This is a genomic window from Desulfovibrio ferrophilus, from assembly GCF_003966735.1.
Lineage (GTDB): Bacteria > Desulfobacterota > Desulfovibrionia > Desulfovibrionales > Desulfovibrionaceae > Desulfovibrio_Q > Desulfovibrio_Q ferrophilus.
In genome coordinates this window covers 2,610,641-2,628,415 of record NZ_AP017378.1, presented here as the reverse complement: position 1 = coordinate 2,628,415, position 17,775 = coordinate 2,610,641, and the positions used below count along the sequence as shown (strand labels likewise).

Annotated in this window: 10 protein-coding genes; 4 read left to right on the top strand and 6 right to left on the bottom strand. The window is 57.0% G+C overall.

Annotation, left to right across the window (positions count from 1 at the left end; genetic code table 11):
* Nucleotides 1-72: 72 nt before the first annotated feature.
* A complete protein-coding gene (gene acs, locus EL361_RS12205; RefSeq protein ID WP_126379924.1) occupies nucleotides 73-2,007 on the bottom strand; it encodes an acetate--CoA ligase in 1,935 nt (644 codons plus the stop codon).
* A 136-nt stretch (nucleotides 2,008-2,143) separates the two neighbouring features.
* Nucleotides 2,144-3,007, bottom strand: coding sequence for a LytR/AlgR family response regulator transcription factor (locus EL361_RS12200; protein WP_126379922.1), 864 nt, complete (start codon nucleotides 3,005-3,007; stop codon nucleotides 2,144-2,146).
* A gap of 310 nt (nucleotides 3,008-3,317) precedes the next feature.
* On the opposite strand from EL361_RS12200, the gene EL361_RS12195 reads away from it, so the two are divergent.
* The 3 genes from EL361_RS12195 to lepB all read left to right on the top strand — a co-directional run bounded on the left by EL361_RS12195 (nucleotide 3,318) and on the right by lepB (nucleotide 8,308).
* Nucleotides 3,318-5,564: a methyl-accepting chemotaxis protein gene (locus EL361_RS12195; RefSeq protein ID WP_172961734.1), complete on the top strand. Its 2,247-nt coding sequence runs from the start codon at nucleotides 3,318-3,320 to the stop codon at nucleotides 5,562-5,564.
* 256 nt (nucleotides 5,565-5,820) lie between these two features.
* Nucleotides 5,821-7,626, top strand: coding sequence for a translation elongation factor 4 (gene lepA, locus EL361_RS12190; RefSeq protein WP_126379918.1), 1,806 nt, complete (start codon nucleotides 5,821-5,823; stop codon nucleotides 7,624-7,626).
* Nucleotides 7,627-7,708: 82 nt separating this feature from the next.
* Nucleotides 7,709-8,308, top strand: a complete 600-nt coding sequence (lepB, locus tag EL361_RS12185) for a signal peptidase I (protein WP_126379916.1) — start codon at nucleotides 7,709-7,711, stop codon at nucleotides 8,306-8,308.
* 235 nt (nucleotides 8,309-8,543) lie between these two features.
* Here the strand turns inward: lepB and EL361_RS12180 are convergent, their stop codons facing one another.
* Nucleotides 8,544-9,230 carry a hypothetical protein gene (locus EL361_RS12180; protein WP_126379914.1) on the bottom strand — a complete coding sequence of 229 codons (687 nt, stop codon included), beginning with the start codon at nucleotides 9,228-9,230 and terminating at the stop codon, nucleotides 8,544-8,546.
* A 205-nt stretch (nucleotides 9,231-9,435) separates the two neighbouring features.
* Entirely contained in the window at nucleotides 9,436-11,766 is a 2,331-nt protein-coding gene (locus EL361_RS12175) for a VWA domain-containing protein (RefSeq protein ID WP_126379912.1), read from the bottom strand.
* 291 nt (nucleotides 11,767-12,057) lie between these two features.
* Between EL361_RS12175 and EL361_RS12170 the strand changes: the two genes are divergently transcribed.
* A complete protein-coding gene (locus EL361_RS12170; protein WP_126379910.1) occupies nucleotides 12,058-13,587 on the top strand; it encodes a YifB family Mg chelatase-like AAA ATPase in 1,530 nt (509 codons plus the stop codon).
* A 47-nt stretch (nucleotides 13,588-13,634) separates the two neighbouring features.
* Here the strand turns inward: EL361_RS12170 and EL361_RS12165 are convergent, their stop codons facing one another.
* Nucleotides 13,635-15,062 (bottom strand): sigma-54-dependent transcriptional regulator, encoded by a 1,428-nt coding sequence (locus EL361_RS12165; RefSeq protein ID WP_126379908.1) that lies wholly within the window; start codon nucleotides 15,060-15,062, stop codon nucleotides 13,635-13,637.
* Nucleotides 15,052-17,646, bottom strand: coding sequence for a PAS domain S-box protein (locus tag EL361_RS12160; protein WP_126379906.1), 2,595 nt, complete (start codon nucleotides 17,644-17,646; stop codon nucleotides 15,052-15,054). The genes EL361_RS12165 and EL361_RS12160 overlap by 11 nt, the downstream gene beginning before the upstream one ends.
* Nucleotides 17,647-17,775: the final 129 nt, after the last annotated feature.

The window sequence follows — 17,775 nt, the reverse complement described above, 5'->3', positions numbered from 1 at the left end:
GATAGTGGAGGCAAGGTCAACGAAAAAAAGCCCGGCTGAGCCGGGCTTTTGGGACATTGATTGGAATGGCAGCTAGTCCAGGTCTTCCAGGGTTGAAGTGTCGCCCACGTCCTCACCCAGTTCTTCGGCCTTTAAGATGCGGCGCATGATTTTCCCACTGCGGGTCTTTGGGAGTGTGGTGCGGAATTCAAGGGATTTGAGGACAGCCACTGGTCCGAGTTCACGCCGGACGTGATTTTTCAGTGCCGAGACCAGGTCTTCGGAGGTGTCGTATTCGGCCTCCCAGCCATCGGTCAGGATGACGAAGGCCTTGGCCACCTCTCCCTTGATGGTGTCAGGGATGCCGATGACCGCGGCTTCGTTCACGAAACGGTGTGCCACCAGAGCGCTTTCCACTTCGGCGGTGCCGATGCGGTGTCCGGCGATGTTCAGTACATCGTCGGCGCGGCCCTGAATCCAGATGTATCCGTCCTCGTCCTTGCGGGCCACATCGCCTGCGAAGTACATGCCGGGAATCTTTTTCCAGTAGGTGTTCTCGTAACGCTCGGGATCGTTGTCGATGCCGCTCATCATTGCGGGCCATGGCTTCTTGATGACCAGGAAGCCGCCCTTGCCCGCAGGCACAGGGTTTCCTTCGCGGTCCACGACATCGGCCTCGACTCCGGGCAGGGCCTTGTTCACGCTGCCGGGCTTGAGCGGCGAAATGGGCAGGGGGCTGATCATGAACATCCCGGTTTCGGTTTGCCACCAGGTATCCATGATGGGGCACTTGGCCCCCCCGATATGCTTGTGCAGCCAGACCCAGGCCTCGGGATTGATGGGCTCTCCCACCGAGCCCAGAAGGCGCAGGGTGGAAAGGTCCTTCTGGCGCGGATACTGGGTCCCAAAGCGCATCAGCATCCGGATCAGCGTGGGCGAGGTGTAGAGGATGGTCACCCCGTAGCGGGCGACGACATCCCAAAGCCTGTCGGCCTGAGGATACAGGGGGTGGCCTTCGTACATCACCGTGGTGGTTCCCGCGACCAACGGGCCGTAGATGACGTAGCTGTGGCCGGTGATCCAGCCGGTATCGGCGGTGCACCAGAAAATATCCGTGGGTTTCAGGTCAAAGACCCAGTTCAGAGTGCGGTTGATACCCACCATGTATCCGGCGTGGGAATGGACGATGCCCTTGGGCTTGCCCGTGGTGCCGGAACTGTAGAGCAAAAATAGCGGATCATCAGCGTCCATGACCTCGGTGGGGGACGAGGGGCGCTCGCGCCGCACCAGGTCCTCGTACCAGAGGTCGCGCGGCTCGTGCATTTCGGCATCGACATTGGCCCGATGCACCACCACGCAGGTTTCAACGCATTCGGCGCAGGCCCCGAGCAGCGCTTCGTCCACGATCTGCTTCAGATTCACGACTCGGCCATTGCGGTAGAACCCATCGGCCGTGACCACCAGCTTGGCTTTGGCGTCATTGATGCGCTCGCGCAGGACTTTGGCCGAGAATCCGCCGTAGATCATGCTGTGCACGGCCCCGATCTTGGCTACGGCCAGCATGGCAATGGTGGTTTCGGGCAGAAGCGGCATGTACAGCACCACCCGGTCGCCCTTGGCGACGCCAAGAGACCTGAGGGCGTTGGCGAAGCGGTTCACCTCGCGGTAAAGTTCGTAATAGGTGTACTTGCGCTGGTCGCCCGGTTCGCCTTCCCAGATGAGTGCCAGTTTGTTCTTGTTGGCGGTCTCAATGTGGCGATCAAGGGCGTTGTAGACGATGTTGCAGCGCGCGCCGGGGAACCAGCGGTAGTGGGGGGCATTGGAGTCGTCCAGCACCTGATCCCACTTCTTGAACCAGTCCAATTCATGGGCTGCGTCTTCCCAATAGGAAAGGAAATCCCGATTGGCCTGCTCCTGAGCCTGTTCCAGCTCATGCGGGTTCAAGTTGGCCTCGATCACCATCTGCGGAAGCGGTCGGAAGACCCGTTCCTCGTGCAGTAATGCGTCTAGTGCTCCGGTCTGGTCCATGGATGCGTCTCCCTAAGTCGAGACAAATTGTCCGGCAGAGGCGTCTTTGTATCGTGAATCAGGCGGTTCGAGGTTCGAATTTCGGCAAAAGGACCGTTCATGGCGTTGAACGGTCATGCCGTCGCCTGTGCGGGCATCACAGCCCGAGTATTTTCTTCAACTCAGTGATTCGCCTGCGGCTGATGGGCAACTCGATGCGGGTCTTGCCTTGGGTGCGCAGCATGAAGTTGCTGCCCGGCAGCGAGGCGATTTCGGTGACCATTTCCAGGTTCACCAGGAATTTTCTGTGCACGCGGAAGAATCGATACTGCCTGAGCCTTTCCTCCAGGGTCTTCAATCTGTAGGAGGTCAGGTACTTCTGCGAAGCGGTGTGAACATATGAGTAATCCTCGTAGGCTTCCACGAAGATGATCTGTGTATAGGGAATCAGGATGGTGCGGCCGTCCATGTTGATGGGCAGCTTTTCGATCTCCACGGGGCGGCTGATATTGGAGAATTCCCAGGCCTGGGACAGGGCTTTCAGGAAACGGTCTTCTTCCTCTTCGCCCAGAGGCAGTTGCAGGGTATGCTCGTCGGCTGTTTCATCTTCGTCTTCGGTCCAGGACGGGGGCGGGATCTCTTTGTAATGCGCCTGGAATTGGCGCAGCCGCTGCAAGGTCTGCTTGAATCGTTCCGGGGTGGTGGGCCAGAGCAGATAATCGGTGGCTCCCAGCTCGAAAGCGGAAAAGGCCTGGGATTCGTCATTTGCGATAAAAACCAGAGCCGGTTTGTGCTTTCGCCCGGCCAGCATCTGCGCCAACTCAAGACCGGAGACTCCTTCGGCCAGTTCCATACCCACGAAGAACACCCCGTAGGGCACGTGCTCCAGAAGTTCCAGGGCTTCGAATCCGGTTACGGCCTCACCCAGCACGCGCAGAAATTCCACGTCCTCAAGGTAACCGCGCAAGGTGGCGCGGACCTCGGAGTCGGGGTGCAGCAGCAGAGTGTTCAGATGGCGCATGTGGCTTCGTTTCCCGTGGGGTTTTGGAGCATAACATCGGGAATATCCTGAAAATAGATCAGGTGCAAGGGGGCTGCCCGGTCAGTGGCAGGAACGGCCCGGTGAATGGTGAATAAAGAGTTTTTGTATGAACTGACTGATATGTCAGATGCATACATGTCTATATTTGTCTGATGGATTATTTATTGTTCACAAACTCCTTGTGATATGTCAGAAGGAAGGCGGTTCTGCAGTTGTAAAAGTTGAGCCTGCCAGCCTTTGGAGGGGGGAGGGGAGTGGCTCAATCGCCTATCCGGAGAAAAGGGAGAACATGGTGTCTGTAAAGGGAAAATTGATACTCATTGCTGCGATTGCAGTGGGTGCGTTCGCAATGGTTTTTGGTGTTGGACTGGTTGGCGGTAGGTATAAACTGGATGCCGAACACGCCGACGAAGTGGCTCTTGGAGCCAAGGTGTCGTTGCTTGAGGCACGGCGGGCCGAGAAGGATTTCTATGATCGCCATGCTGATATCTATGTAGAAAAAGTGCGGCAATTTGTCGCCGAGTTGGGCGAGGATGTGCGCACGGCTGAAGCTCTGGAGCCGGACTTCGCTGCCCTGGTCGCTGAGATCAACGCCAAGGCTGCGCAATACGAGAAGAATTTTCTGGCCACGGCAGAGGTCCTTCAGGCCATGGGCTATACCCGCGAGGATGGGCTGCGGGGCAGACTGCGTGGAGCCGCCAGGCAGCTGGAAGGCCACATAGAGATGACCAATCTGGATGAGGATGGTCTGCTGCAGAATTTGCTTATGCTCAGGCGCCATGAGAAGAACTTCATCATCACTCACGATGATGCGAATATGGCGACTTTCAAGGCTGATTTGATGAGGTTGCGCAGGGACATCGAGTTGTTTGGTGCGCAGGGGGGCAGTAAGGAAGCTGGGGCCATGCTGGTTCTGGTCAACGAATATGCCCAGGCTTTTGAAGCCTATGCCAAGCAGGACCAACTGTTGCGTGTAAGCAAGAGCGCTGTGTCGGACAGTGCCCATGAGTTGATGCCCCTGGTGCAGGAGTTGGAACACGGCTTAAGTACCATTGCTGAGGATATTAATTCGCGTATTGGGCTGATTTCCAGCTCCGTGGAAATTGGTATGGCGATCCTGTTGTTGATTGCTGTGACTCTGACCATTCGTTCCATTACTGTCCCTCTTGCGCGCCTGCAGTCATACGCTCAACAGGTGGCGGGTGGTGATTTCAGCGAGGTGAGTGCGGATGGTTTCAGTGGCGAACTCGAGTCTCTGCATGAGGACATTTCAATCATGGTCAGTGAACTCAAGGTCAAACTCGGGTTTGCCCAAGGAGTACTCAAATCCATCCCCATCCCCAGCCTGACCACTGATCGTGACGACAAGGTGACCTTCGTCAACCCGCAGATGGTGGAATTCACGGGCCGCTCAGGGGCTCCTGAAGGTTTCTTGGGTTGGGCACATTCGCGCTTCATATTTGACAACAACGCCGAAACCATGTCGCAGCAAGCCATGGCCCGGGGAGAAACTCTTGATCAGGAATACGTCTTCACCAACCTTGCCGGGGTGGAGATCATTGCCAATATCGTGGCTTCACCCATCCATGATCTGGATGGCGAGTTGATTGGTTCCGTGTTGCTGTGTGTGGATCTGACCGAGGCACGAAAGCAACAGCAGGCCATAGAACAGGCCCATCAGGTCATTGCTGCCGCCGCTGCTGATGCCACTGCCATTTCCGATCAAATTGCCTCGGCTTCCGAGGAGTTGTCCTGCCAGGTGGAGCAGTCCAGCAAGGGCGCCGGTGCCCAGAGCGCCAAAGCTGGAGAAACCGCCACAGCTATGGAGGAGATGAACGCCTCGGTTCTCGAAGTGGCGCACAATGCCTCGGATGCGGCAAATGTCGCTGAACGTACCAGGGAGAGCGCGGTTACAGGTTCGACCGTTGTGGGGGAAGTGGTTGATGGTATCCATGGCGTGTACAGCGATTTCCATGGTGTGCATCAGACCATGGATAATCTGTGTACGCAGTCGGATGGCATCAGTGACATCGTGCAGGTCATCGAGGACATAGCGGATCAGACCAATCTTCTGGCACTTAATGCGGCCATCGAGGCCGCCCGCGCAGGAGATGCGGGTCGAGGTTTTGCTGTTGTGGCCGACGAAGTCCGCAAATTGGCTGAGAAGACCATGACCGCCACCAAGGAAGTGAGTGGGGCGGTATTATCCATCCAGCAGGCTGCCAAGGAAACGGTCCTCGGTATGGGCGAGGCAGGCAAGGTCATCGAGGGGATCACAACGAAATCCGAAGAAGCCGGAGCGTCCTTGCAGAGCATTCTGGGAATGGTCGAGGAAACCTCCTCGCAGGTTCAATCCATCGCCAGCGCGGCCGAGGAACAGTCCGCTGCCAGTGAACAGGTGACGCAGGCCACCGACGAAATCAATCAGATTGCCATTGAGACAGCAGATGCAATGGAACAATCCTCACAGGCTGTGATGGATCTGGCGCGGCTGGCTCAGGATCTCAAGGGAATCATCGGCAGAATGCAGGTCTAAGATGCCGGCAATTGCGTAATGGTATAGGGGGGAGGCTGATGGCCTCCCCCCTTTTTTTGTTGAATCCCAGATTGACAGGACTTTTTCCCGGAATGCCCACTATGGATTATTTCAGGATTTGCGTGCGGTTGCTCCAAGGGCTCTGGCCGGGGTAACCGGTATTAGACTTCCTGCTTCAAATACCTTACACAAGGCCCACACCCCGGACATCTCCGGGGATGTCCTCCCTTATACCGGCCCATACCGGCGAAGAACAATGAGTAAGATACAACATATACGCAATTTCAGCATTATCGCACACATCGACCACGGTAAGTCCACCCTGGCCGACCGCGTTCTCGAAATCACCGGTTTGGTGTCCGAGCGCGACAGTCGCGAACAGTATTTGGACAAGATGGACCTCGAGCGCGAGCGTGGCATTACCATCAAGTCCCAGGCCGTGCGTATTCCGTACAAGGCCAAGGACGGGCAGGAATACATCCTGAACCTTATCGACACCCCCGGGCACGTGGACTTCTCCTATGAGGTCTCCCGTTCCCTGGCCGCGTGCGAAGGGGCGCTTTTGGTGGTGGATTCCACCCAGGGCGTTGAGGCCCAGACCCTGGCCAACGTCTACCTGGCTCTGGATCACGACCTCGAGATCATCCCGGTCCTGAACAAGACGGATCTGCCCAGTTCCGATCCGGTCGCTGTGGCTCAGGAGATTGAGGATATCATCGGCCTGGACTGCACCGACGCCATCTGTGTCTCGGCCAAGACCGGCCAGAATGTGGATGCAGTGCTGGAAAGCATTGTGGAAAAGCTGCCTCCGCCCGAAGGGGACCCGGATGGGCCACTCAAGGCGCTCATCTTCGATTCCTGGTACGATTCCTACCGCGGAGTCACGGTCCTGTTCCGGATGCTCGAAGGCACCGTGAAAAAGGGGCAGAAGATTCGCATCTTCTCCACCAAGCGCGATTTCGAGGTCACGAACCTGGGGGTGTTCTCCCCGGAAGCCAAGGAAGTGAAATCCATGGGCCCCGGCGAGGTCGGCTTCCTTTGTGCCAGCATGAAGGAACTTTCCGACGCGCCTGTGGGTGATACCATCACCGACGCCAAAAATCCTACGGACACACCTTTCCCGGGATTCAAGAAGATCAAGCCCATGGTCTTTTGTGGATTGTATCCCGTGGAGCCCTCGGAGTATGAGCCTTTGAAGGCCGCACTGGAGAAGCTGCAGCTCAATGACGCTGCCTTCTGGTACGAGGCCGAGACCTCCCAGGCTCTGGGCTTTGGATTCCGCGCTGGTTTTCTGGGCTTGCTGCATATGGAAATCATCCAGGAGCGCCTGGAGCGCGAGTTCGATGCCCAGTTGATCACCACTGCCCCGTCCGTGGCTTACAAGCTCGTGAACAATAAGGGCGAGACGATTTACATCGACAACCCCAGCAAGATGCCCGATCCTTCACTGATCGAGTCCATGGCAGAGCCCTTTGCCAAGCTGGAGATTCACGTCCCCAATGATTACGTGGGCGCGGTACTCAAGTTGTGTGAGGAAAAGCGCGGCATCCAGCGCGACATGCGCTATCTGACGGCTACCCGCGTGATGATCACCTACGATATCCCCTTCAATGAGGTGGTCTACGACTTTTTCGACAGGCTCAAATCCGTCACCAAGGGCTATGCCTCCCTGGACTACGAGGTCGAGGAATTCCGTGTGGCCGATCTGGTGAAGCTGGATATGCTCATCAACGGCGATCCCGTGGATGCCCTGTCCATCATCGTGCACCGTGAGCGGGCCACCATCTATGGCCGCAAGGTTGCCTTGAAACTCAAGCGTGCTATCCCTCGCCAGTTGTTTGAGGTGGTCGTTCAGGCCGCCATCGGCCAGCGCATCATCGCTCGGGAACGCAATCCTGCCCTGCGCAAGAACGTGACCGCCAAATGCTACGGCGGTGACATCTCTCGTAAGCGCAAGCTGCTGGAAAAGCAGAAGAAGGGCAAGAAGCGCATGAAGAAGATGGGCAACGTCGAGATTCCTCAGGAAGCCTTCCTGTCGGCATTAAAGGCCGACGAAGACTAGACAACTGGCCCTCGGGAGCCTACCTTCCGGGGGTTGTTTTGCGCATTCATCCCTTCCTGCAGGAAGGAGAAAGGAAAATTATATGAATCCCAAATGGCATGAAGTTCTACGCGAATGGGTAGAAGCCCTGATTTTCGCTCTGCTGCTCGCTCTGTTTATTCGTTCTTTCGTGGTTCAGGCGTTCAAGATTCCTTCGGGGTCCATGCTCCAGACCTTGCAGATCGGTGATCACCTGCTGGTCAACAAGTTCCTGTACGGCATCAAGCTGCCGTTTACGGACATCACGCTGTTCTCGGTGTCCGATCCCGAGTTTGGTGACGTCATCGTCTTCGAATATCCCAAGGACCCCAGCAAGGACTACATCAAGCGCGTGATCGGTCTGCCCGGCGATACCATCGAGGTGGTGGATAACCATCTGGTGCGTAATGGTCAGGCCGTGGACGAGCCGTATCTGGCCGGATTGCCGCCGCGTAACCCCATGGTGCGGACCCACTTCGGCCCAGTGAAGGTGCCCGAAGGGCATTACTTCATGATGGGAGACAATCGTAATAATTCCATGGATTCCAGGTACTGGGGATTCGTCGGGCGTGATGCCATCGTGGGCAAGGCCTGGCGCATCTATTGGTCATGGGCCAGCCTGCTGGATGTCCGTTGGAGCCGTATCGGTTCTTTGGTGGAATAGATATTCGAATAGATTGAGTTGTTGCAACGGCCCGCTTCCGCAAGGAGGCGGGTCGTTTTTTATGGATGAAGATCAGAGGGGAATGATCTGTTGCTCGTTCTGGTGAAAGATACGGATGTGGTGTCGTCTTTCCAGCGCAGAATTGCCCTCAGGAGCAAAGGTGGTCTTGTGGTCTGAAGACGGTGCCCAAGGTGATGTTGTCTCATGGCAGGCCTTGGGGGGCTGGGAGATCTGCTCAGCAATGCGAAGAGGCATCAGGCGGGAACTGGTCGTGAAGGCGCAGGCTCATCCACGTCAGATTCAAGGCGCTTCCCATGAAAAAGATCAGGTAGGCGATGTGGGGGGCAGCCTGGAGAGCTCCGGCAATGAGCCGACCGGCTGGCATGGGGGAGAGGACGTTGATGGTGATGCGGATGATGGAAGCAACGGCCACCACCATCAGGAAGAGTGTGGTGATGCGCAGATGGATCACCATATCTCCGCTGGCGGTGCCGAATTCGCGGATACGGAAGATGCCCAGCAGGCTGAAAATGATCAGCACAATGCACGAGATAATGATCCGGGTCTGGAGATCATCCTGATGGATTCCGAAATAGTAGGCTGAAAAAATTTCGATGGAGGCCAGGACCAGGCCGATACCAGGCAGTTGCCGTGGCGCGCGGAGCAGGCGCAGGAGGCCTTCATGATAGCAGGCCATACCGATGGCAAGCAGGGCGTGGGCAACGAAAAGCGTCAGATTATCAGGCAGGTTGCCGCGTGCTGCAGAGAGCAGAGTGCAGATTCCCCAGAGCAGATAGGCCAGGGCGGACCAGCGGGTTCCTGGGAATGGCTGGGTCAGAAAAGAATACAGCAGTAGCCAGATGCCAAAAAGCAGGCAGATGGCGGATTCAATACCCAGGATGGTGAACAAATCGAGCTGCATGGGGGCGCCTGAGTCTCGTGGCTGTTTCCGATAATGATGCTGGGGCAGTATGTGAAACAGTTGGAGACGCTATCTTTTGCTGCTGAAGAAATCAATGGTGGAAAGGGTGCACGGATGGGGCCGATCGAGGCTGGGATATGAAGACAAGTGAGCAGGGCGTCATCGAACCAGGTCGATGGCGCCCTGCTTTTGGGTGAAGGGGCGGTTATTGTCCCTGCGCTAGGCTGATCTGGATGGCGTGAACTTCTTGGACACATCTGTTCAGGGTCTGCTGCAGCACATCCTTTGGGACCCTTTGCTCGCGTTGCTTGGCGAGGGCAGCAAGGTTGGTGCGGGCGGTTTGTATCCTTCCTAGGATATCCGAACGGCCCTGGTTTTGAGCCTGCTGGGTGCAGGTGTCGAGCCGATTGCCCAACGTGTTCTCATGTCGCTTGCACTGCAATGGATAGGCCTTGCCCAATTGCCAGTTGTCTCGGTTGTGATTGCCTGTTCCTTGCGGTCCCTGCATGCCCATGTCCCGAGCAAAGGCGGCCTGCATCTCCTCTTTGGACATGCCTGCGTATGGATTGTGACCCTGTTCTGGATGTTCGTCCTGGTCGCTGAGACCTCCACCCGTATCCTGGGCACCGACGTTGGAATAGTCCACGTGGGAAGGGGGTGCACCAACGGTTCCAGTGGCTTGTGCGCCATGGTCTTCTGCCGTGGGCCGTTGGGCTGAATATCCGGCCGGACCGTCAGCCGCCTGCGGCAGCGCGATGTCCTTGGGGTTTTCATTCATGTCTTTGTCCGTGAGGCGGGCATCCGCTCCGCTGGCTGCTGCCTGCTGGGTCGGAGTCTGTGGTAATTGCGGGAGTTGATTGCCCTGCATTTGAGCCATGGTGGCTTGCATTTGGGCCATGGCGTCGGCTTGGGCCGCTGCGGCCTGTGTCTGGGCCAGCGCTTGCATCTGGTCGGCCATGGCCTGCATGTCCTGAGGCGATTGTGTCGGGGGCAGTGCTGTTGACTGCGACGGTGGCTTGGTCTCGCGCACAGTCTGCTTGGGGGGTGCTGCTGTTGCGGATTGCGATGCCTGGACTGGGGGCTGTACAGCTGAATTGTTACTTTGCGGTGGTGTCGAGATTACGTCATCAGGTTTGGGCAGGGTCGTCTTAATAACCTTGGTGCGACAGTTGACGGTCACCTGGTTTTCCTGGCCCTGACCGATGCCAAAAGGAAGGGAGCGCAAGCGTGATTCATTCGGACATTCTACGTCGACCTTGTACCTGCCCGGCGGTACTTCGAAGAAGCGCATTGAGGATCGGGAATCAGCCTCGTCCGCATAGGAGTCCGTGGGAATGTCGACGATGCGGATATAGCCGGTGACTGCTTTGCCGTTTTCGTCGACGACAAGCACACCGATTCGCGCATTGGCACAGATGCCGTTGATGTTTCTGTTCTCACCAGATCGGAGGGTAAATGCCTCGCTCTTAATACGCCTGCCAGTGTTGGAGCACTCCATATCCACCACGTATTCACCTGGTGATACGATGAAGCCGGAGGATGCTCCCTTGTGGTCGCCTTCTTTAACATATTGTTCGGTCTTCTGGTCCACAATGCGGATATAGCCCGGGACGTCGCTCCCATCACCATCCTTCATTGTTACGATGACTTGTGATTTGCCAAAAACAATGTCCTTTCGGGTGACCTGGTCCGCAGTCACAGTGACGTTTTTGATGACCTTGTTTTCAGACAGGGTGTCCGGGTTGATTTTCAGGGTGTATGTTCCCGGGGCGAGGCCGAAACTGACACGTCTTCCGCCATCGGAGGCAACGAGCTTGCCGGATGGGTCGAGCACGGAAATCATGACGGAGACGGGCGTCTTTTTGTCATCGAAGCAATTCACGACAAGATTCTTGGCCACGGTCTTTTTGACCACGGTGTCCAGTGCGCCCTTGAGTTTGTCCGCATCCGAAGCCGGGAAGTATTCTCCGCCGCCAGCTTCGGCCATGCACTTGAGCTGAGCTTCCGTCTCTCCTCCAACATCAAAGCCGACCACGTGCATCACAAAATTGATGCCCAGTTTCTTGAGTTCGGCAACAAAGGCACAGGGGTCGGGATCACAGGTTTCTTCTCCGTCGGAGACGAGCAGGAGAGTGGTTTCGTCCTCAAGGTGCTTGATGGCTTCCGCGGTCATGCGGATCGAACGGACGATGGGGGTCTTGCCTTTGGGGTTGATGTCCTTGATTTTGGTCAGGAAGGCCTGCTTGTCGATGGGACCGAGGGGGACAAGTGTCTCTACATCGTCGCAGTCGCCTTTTCGTCTGTGTCCGTATGTGACGAGGCCAATATCAATGTCGTCGGGGAGGTCCTTGACGATGCCGTCGAGAGCCTCCTTGGCGATGGTGATTTTGGCCTTGCCGTTGATCTGTCCCCACATGCTGCCCGAGGCATCGAAAATGAGGACAAGGTTTGTTTTTGTAGCTGCAAGAGCCGTAGTAGGTGTTTGCATGATGAGGATTGACAGCAATGCAAATGCAGTTATGGCGAATCTGCGCATATGCACTCCTTTAGTAGGGGTGATAATAAAGAGAGATTTATGATTACAATAGATGAAATAATTTGTCGAACATTCATGAATATTGGGAGGCTGTTTATTGACCCGTGGGGTTCGTGGTGTCTTGGGTTGAATTGATGCACTGTGGAGAAGTGCCGGTCTGCCATTGAGCTGTACGTTTCGCCTGTAACACCAATTCTGTCGGGGGGCGGCATTTCTGTCTTCACCTTGAGATTACCCGTCAATCCAGATATGCAAGTCGATACCAATGGAACGATATCCCTGGAGTTTTTCGTGTTAGCCAAAGTGTCCACAGCCGCCCTGTTGGGTATCGACGCCTTCCGGGTTGAATTGGAAGTCGATCTGTCCCGCTCCGGGATGCCAGCCTTCACCATGGTTGGTCTGGCCGAGGGCGCAGTGCGCGAGTCCAAGGAGCGTGTCTTTACCGCGCTCAAGAATTCGGGTTTTCGCATTCCCCCCTCAAGGATTACGGTCAACCTCGCACCGGCAGACATGCGCAAGGAAGGCAGTGGCTATGACCTGCCTTTGGCAGCGGCTCTGCTGGCGGCTTCGGGCGTGTTACCGCAGGTGGCGCTGGATGGCTGGATGCTGGCGGGTGAATTGTCGTTGGATGGTCAGCTCAAGGCCGTTCCGGGGATTCTTCCCTTGGCCTTGAAGGCCCGTGAGCAAGGGGCCAGGGGCTTGATCGTGCCTCCGGGTAATGCCGCCGAGGCCGCAGTGGTGGAAGACGTAGCGGTGTACGCGCCCGAGACTTTGGCTGATGTCGTCCGCCTGTTGACCGGAGAATTGATACTGGAGCCCGTCGCGCCAGGTGTGAAGGCGCTGTGGGAAGGCCGCTCCGGGTTTCATGTGGATTTCTCCGAGGTCAAGGGCCAGGAACACGCCAAGCGGGCCATCGAGATCGCAGCGGCTGGTGGGCATAACCTGCTGTTCATGGGCCCTCCGGGCAGTGGCAAAACCATGCTGGCCTCGCGTATCCCCACGGTGCTGCCTCCTCTGGAGTTCGACGAAGCTCTGGAAGTGACCAAGATTTATTCCGTTGCTGGTCTTTTGAATGGCGAATCCCTGAAGGTTTCGCGCCCGTTCCGCAGCCCGCATCATACAATTTCCCATCCCGGGCTGGTGGGTGGCGGTGCCTATCCCCGCCCCGGCGAGGTCAGCCTGTCGCACCGGGGAGTGCTGTTTCTGGATGAACTGCCCGAGTTCAAGAAGCATGTGCTGGAGGTGTTGCGTCAGCCCCTGGAAGATGGACACGTGACCATCTCGCGGGCGGCAGTGTCTTTGACCTACCCAGCGGATGTGATGCTGGTGGCGGCCATGAACCCCTGCCCGTGTGGCTATCTTGGTGACAACAAGCACGCTTGTGCCTGTTCGGCGCGTCAGGTGGGGCAATATCGCAGCAGGATCTCCGGGCCATTGCTTGATCGAATCGATCTGCATGTGGAGGTGCCGGCGGTGCCTTATCAGGACTTGAAGCAGAGTGGTGTTGGTGCGGATTCGGCGTCCATGCGTGGGCGTATCGAGGCCGCGCGAACGGTGCAGGCGAATCGCTACGTTGGATTGCCCGTGCGCACCAATGCGGATCTATCGGGCAAGCTGTTGGATGAGCACTGCGCTCCTGGTGAGCGGGGCCAGGACTTTCTGGGCAAGGCCGTGAACAGTCTTGGCCTGTCGGCCCGCGCCTATACGCGGATTCTGCGCATTGCTCGCACCATTGCCGATCTTGAAGGCGCTGAGCACATCGGGGTGCCGCAACTGGCCGAAGCCGTGAATTACCGCAGCCTGGACCGGGGGAAGTCCTAGTAGGAAGTGTCCCGATGGATGTTTGCGGAGGATATTCTTCCGTATTGCTATTGATTTTCACTCTGCTGACGTTTGAGATGCCTGCTGAGGGCTGGCTGGGAGATACCCAGATAGCGGGCGGCTACAGACTGATTGTTCCCTGAACGCCGCAGAGCCTCCTCAATGAGCTGGATGCGTGCCTCGTGCAGCGTGGGCAGCGTGTCCGCGTGAGTGAATATACTTGTGCGACCGTCGTCCTCTTCCCCCTCATGATGGTTTTCGACGTGTCCTTCAAAGATGCGTTCCTTGATGGAGGTCAGGGACAGTAATCCGCCCCGGTGTTTGCCCACCGCGTCAAACAGCATCGTCTCCAGTTCACGGATATTGCCGGGGAAGGAATAGCTGCTCAGCAGTGACACCAGTTCTTTGGGCGCGCTGGGCGTCTTCTTGTCCAGTTTGGCCGCCGTCAGCGCCAGGAAATGATTCACCAGCAAGGGAAGGTCTTCCTTGCGTTTACGCAACGGCGGGATGTGGACGAGATGTGTTTGTAGTCTGTAATACAGGTCGCGCCGGAAGGGCACGCCGCCTGAGTCCTCGCGGAGGTTGCGATGGGTTGCCACCAGGATGCGCACGTCGGCCTTGCGCGGTAGGTCGGAACCCAGGGGATAGTATTCGCGCTCCTGCAATAGCCGTAATAGTTTGACCTGCAAGGCGGGAGTCAGGTCGCCGATTTCGTCCATGAACAGGGTCCCATTCTCGGCAGTCTTCAGAAGTCCGTCGCGGTTGCTGTGGGCACCTGTAAAAGCCCCCTTGCGATGGCCGAACAACGTGTCAGAAAAGCTTTGTTCGTCCAATCCCGCGACGTTTACGGACACCAGCTTGCCTTTTCGTCCGCTCATGGCATGGATGCCTCGCGCCACAAGTTCTTTGCCCACGCCGGTCTCGCCGGTGATGAGTACGGCCTCGGGCGAAGCTGCAATGGCCTCGGCGTATTGGAATAGTGAAAGCATGGCTGGACTGCGCGTGACCACGCCTTCAAAGGCTTTGGGGTGTTCCCGTGTGTCCGACAGCACTCGCTTCTTGAGTGCCCGGTTTTCGCTGACCATGAATTGGTGCTCGTAAGCCCGTTTCACACACGAGAGCAGCCGCACTTTTTCCACGGGTTTTACCAGATAGTCGAACGCCCCATCCTTCATGCACTCCACGGCGGTGTTCAGGTCGTCCAGGGCGGTGATGACCACTACCACCACCTCTGGATGCGTCTCCTGGATGGATTTCAACAGGCTCTGGCCTCCCATGTAGGGCATGATCAGATCCAGGAGTACCAATCGGATGGAAGGGTCTGCGTCGAGGATGCTCAGCACCTCGCGTCCGTCATCACAGGTCTGCACGTCGCGCATGCCTCCGGCAAGGAGCGTCAGGCGAAAGCTTTCCAGCACTTCATGCTCGTCGTCCACAGCCAAAGTTCGAAATCGTTTCTGTTCGCTATTCGGCATCGAAGTCTCCAGAGGAATCTATCCCTCTCTTGAGGGGGAAGGTCAGGGTGACAGTGGTGCCCCGGCCTTCATGGGAGTCGAAATGGATGGACCCGTCGAGGTCATGCACGATGGTGGAAGACACGGCCAAGCCCAGGCCCGTTCCTCCGCAGTCGCGCTTGGTGGTGAAGAACGGGTCCATGACTCGTCCAAGGTTTTTCTGGGATATGCCTTGGCCCTCGTCGTGGACCATGACGAGGGCTAGCTCACCCCTCTTTTCAGAGCTGACCGTAATGGCACGGCCCGCATCCGGCAGGGCTTGGCAGGCATTTTGGATAACGTTGATGAGTACTTGCTCCAAACGTTGGAAACTGCCCTGCACCACAAGCTCGCCTGGGCACAGGTTCATGTTGAAATGGTCAGTGCTCTTGCGGATCATACTGGAAAGCAGAATCTCGGAGGTGCTGATGACGCGGTTCAGGTCCACAGCTTCGGTGGCCTCACCCATGTCCCGTCGTGAGAACACCAGCAACTCTTTGATGATACGTCCGATACGTCGCGAACCGTCCAGGATGCGGGTGTTCAGTGATGGCAGTGTCTCGCGCAGGATGGAGTAAGGGATGCCACCCAGTTCATAGTCGCCATTCTCCTCGTAGAATTCATCGAGTATCACCCGTGCCTGTTCCCAGGCGTCGGCAAGGGTTTGGGCCGAGGACAGAATGTAGGTGTTGGGGTTGTTGATCTCATGGGCGATACCCGAGGTCAGAACACCCATGGCGATCATTCGGTCTGCCTCGAACAATTGCTGCTGTTGCTCGGCGGCCTCGCGCTCTGCGCGTACGATGGGGGTGATGTCTTCGTAAAGCGACACCAGTTCCACCACGTCGCCGCCGGGACCGAACATGGGGGCGATGGACACCGAGACGATGATCTCGCGGCCTTCGGGCCAACGCAGTACACAGCGGTCCTTGCGTACCATAGCCATTTCCCGGCGGGCACGATTCGCTGGTGTTTCATCCTCGGGGATGGGGGCGCCGTCCAGAGTGAATATCGAGAATTCAGGCCGTGTGAATCCTCCTCCATACGGCAGCGGCCGGATACCCAGGAGCTGCTCGGCCCTCGCATTGGCGTAGGTCACGTTGTCTCGTGCGTCGCTGAGTACGATACTGGCGGGGCTGGTCGTCATGATACGCGACAGGATGTCGCGTTCACGCCGCAGGGCCTCAATGGCTTCCTTCTTTTCGCTGACATCAAGGCAGAATCCTTCAATGAACTCCCCTTCATGTTCCTCGCCGCGGGCCAGGCGGCTGGATAGTGAAACCCAGATGGGATCGCCGTTCTTCGTGAGATAGCGGGTCTCGAAGCCTGTGAACTGCGTGTGCTCGGTCAATAGCCGTAGCCACACGTCTCTGTCATTGGCGTCGTAATAGATGTCACGCATGTCTTGCACGGATTCAATGAGGTCGGCGGGACTGTCGTAGCCCAGAATGGTCGCCATGGATGGGCTGGCTTCCAAGAAACGACCTTGTATCGTGCTCTGGTAGACGCCCATAACAGCATTTTCAAAGATGCTGCGGTACTTCTCCTCGGTTCGTCGTAATTTGCGCTCGGTGTGTTTGCGGTTTTGAATGTTTACGGCCAGGAAAAAGATCAATGTCGCCATGCCGCCAGTGATGCTCGTTCCTCCTGTGATCAGGAAGGTTTGGAACAGGGTCAGTGGTGCGGGTGTCAGGTTCGCCTGGCAGGAGATGATGTTCCAGCCGGGGATGGAGAGCGGTACCCGGATGATGTTGTACCACTCCTTATCCATGCGCACGCGCTGGCCGGAGAGGTCATATTGCAGCGGCGGGATGTTGTCTGGCCCGAATTGGCGGCTTTTGCGCAGACGTTGGCGTACCCCGAGCGTGAGCGGGGCCAGTGAATGCAGCAGCCAACCATCTTGATTGGTGGAGAGCATCACTCCTTCCGGTGAAGCCATGGCCATTTTGTTGGGCTGTGATGCGAGAATTTCGTCGATTTCCTCCATTCCGATTTTCATGACCAGCACGCCTAACGGGGTGTCATGTTTGTCACCGTAGATGGGCACTGCCAGGTGGACGCCACGTTTGCTGGTGAACGCGCCCATGGCTGGGTAGATGGAGATTTCGTTATTCATGGCCTGTTTGAAATAGGGGCGGAACCCGTAGTTCTTTCCCACCAGTGGAGCCTCTAGAGAATCCGCGCTGGCAAAAGTCCGTCCGGTGTCAGAGAGCGTGTAGATGAGCGAGGTGGCGGCCATTTCGTTGACCGTGTTCAAGAGCGTGCGCGAATCCAGAGCATTGGGCGAACCTTGGTCGTATATCTGGATGATGGTGGGGTTTCGGGCCAGGCGTTTGGCCATGTCGAGGCGTTCATGGAGTATGACCCTGATTTGTTCGGCAACGAGCTTGGCAGACAGCTCGTGGGCTGCCCGTCGGTTTTCCATACGCATCATGTGCGCGGCCTCGTAACCGGTTACGGTCAGGACCACCATGAGGGCCACCAGAAAGACGGCGGTTCCTCGGAGACGGGCAGATTCACGGAGGGCGGCTCTTAAGCCATTGAAAATCGGCACTTGGTCAAACATGGTGGACACCTGTGCTGCTGTTGGGGGCGAGCCGGCATGGCCGTCCTTGCGAAAAGGGTCATTGGGGAAAAGAAACTAGCATGTAATGAAATAAATCAAATACCTATAATAAATGTAATAGTCATGCAC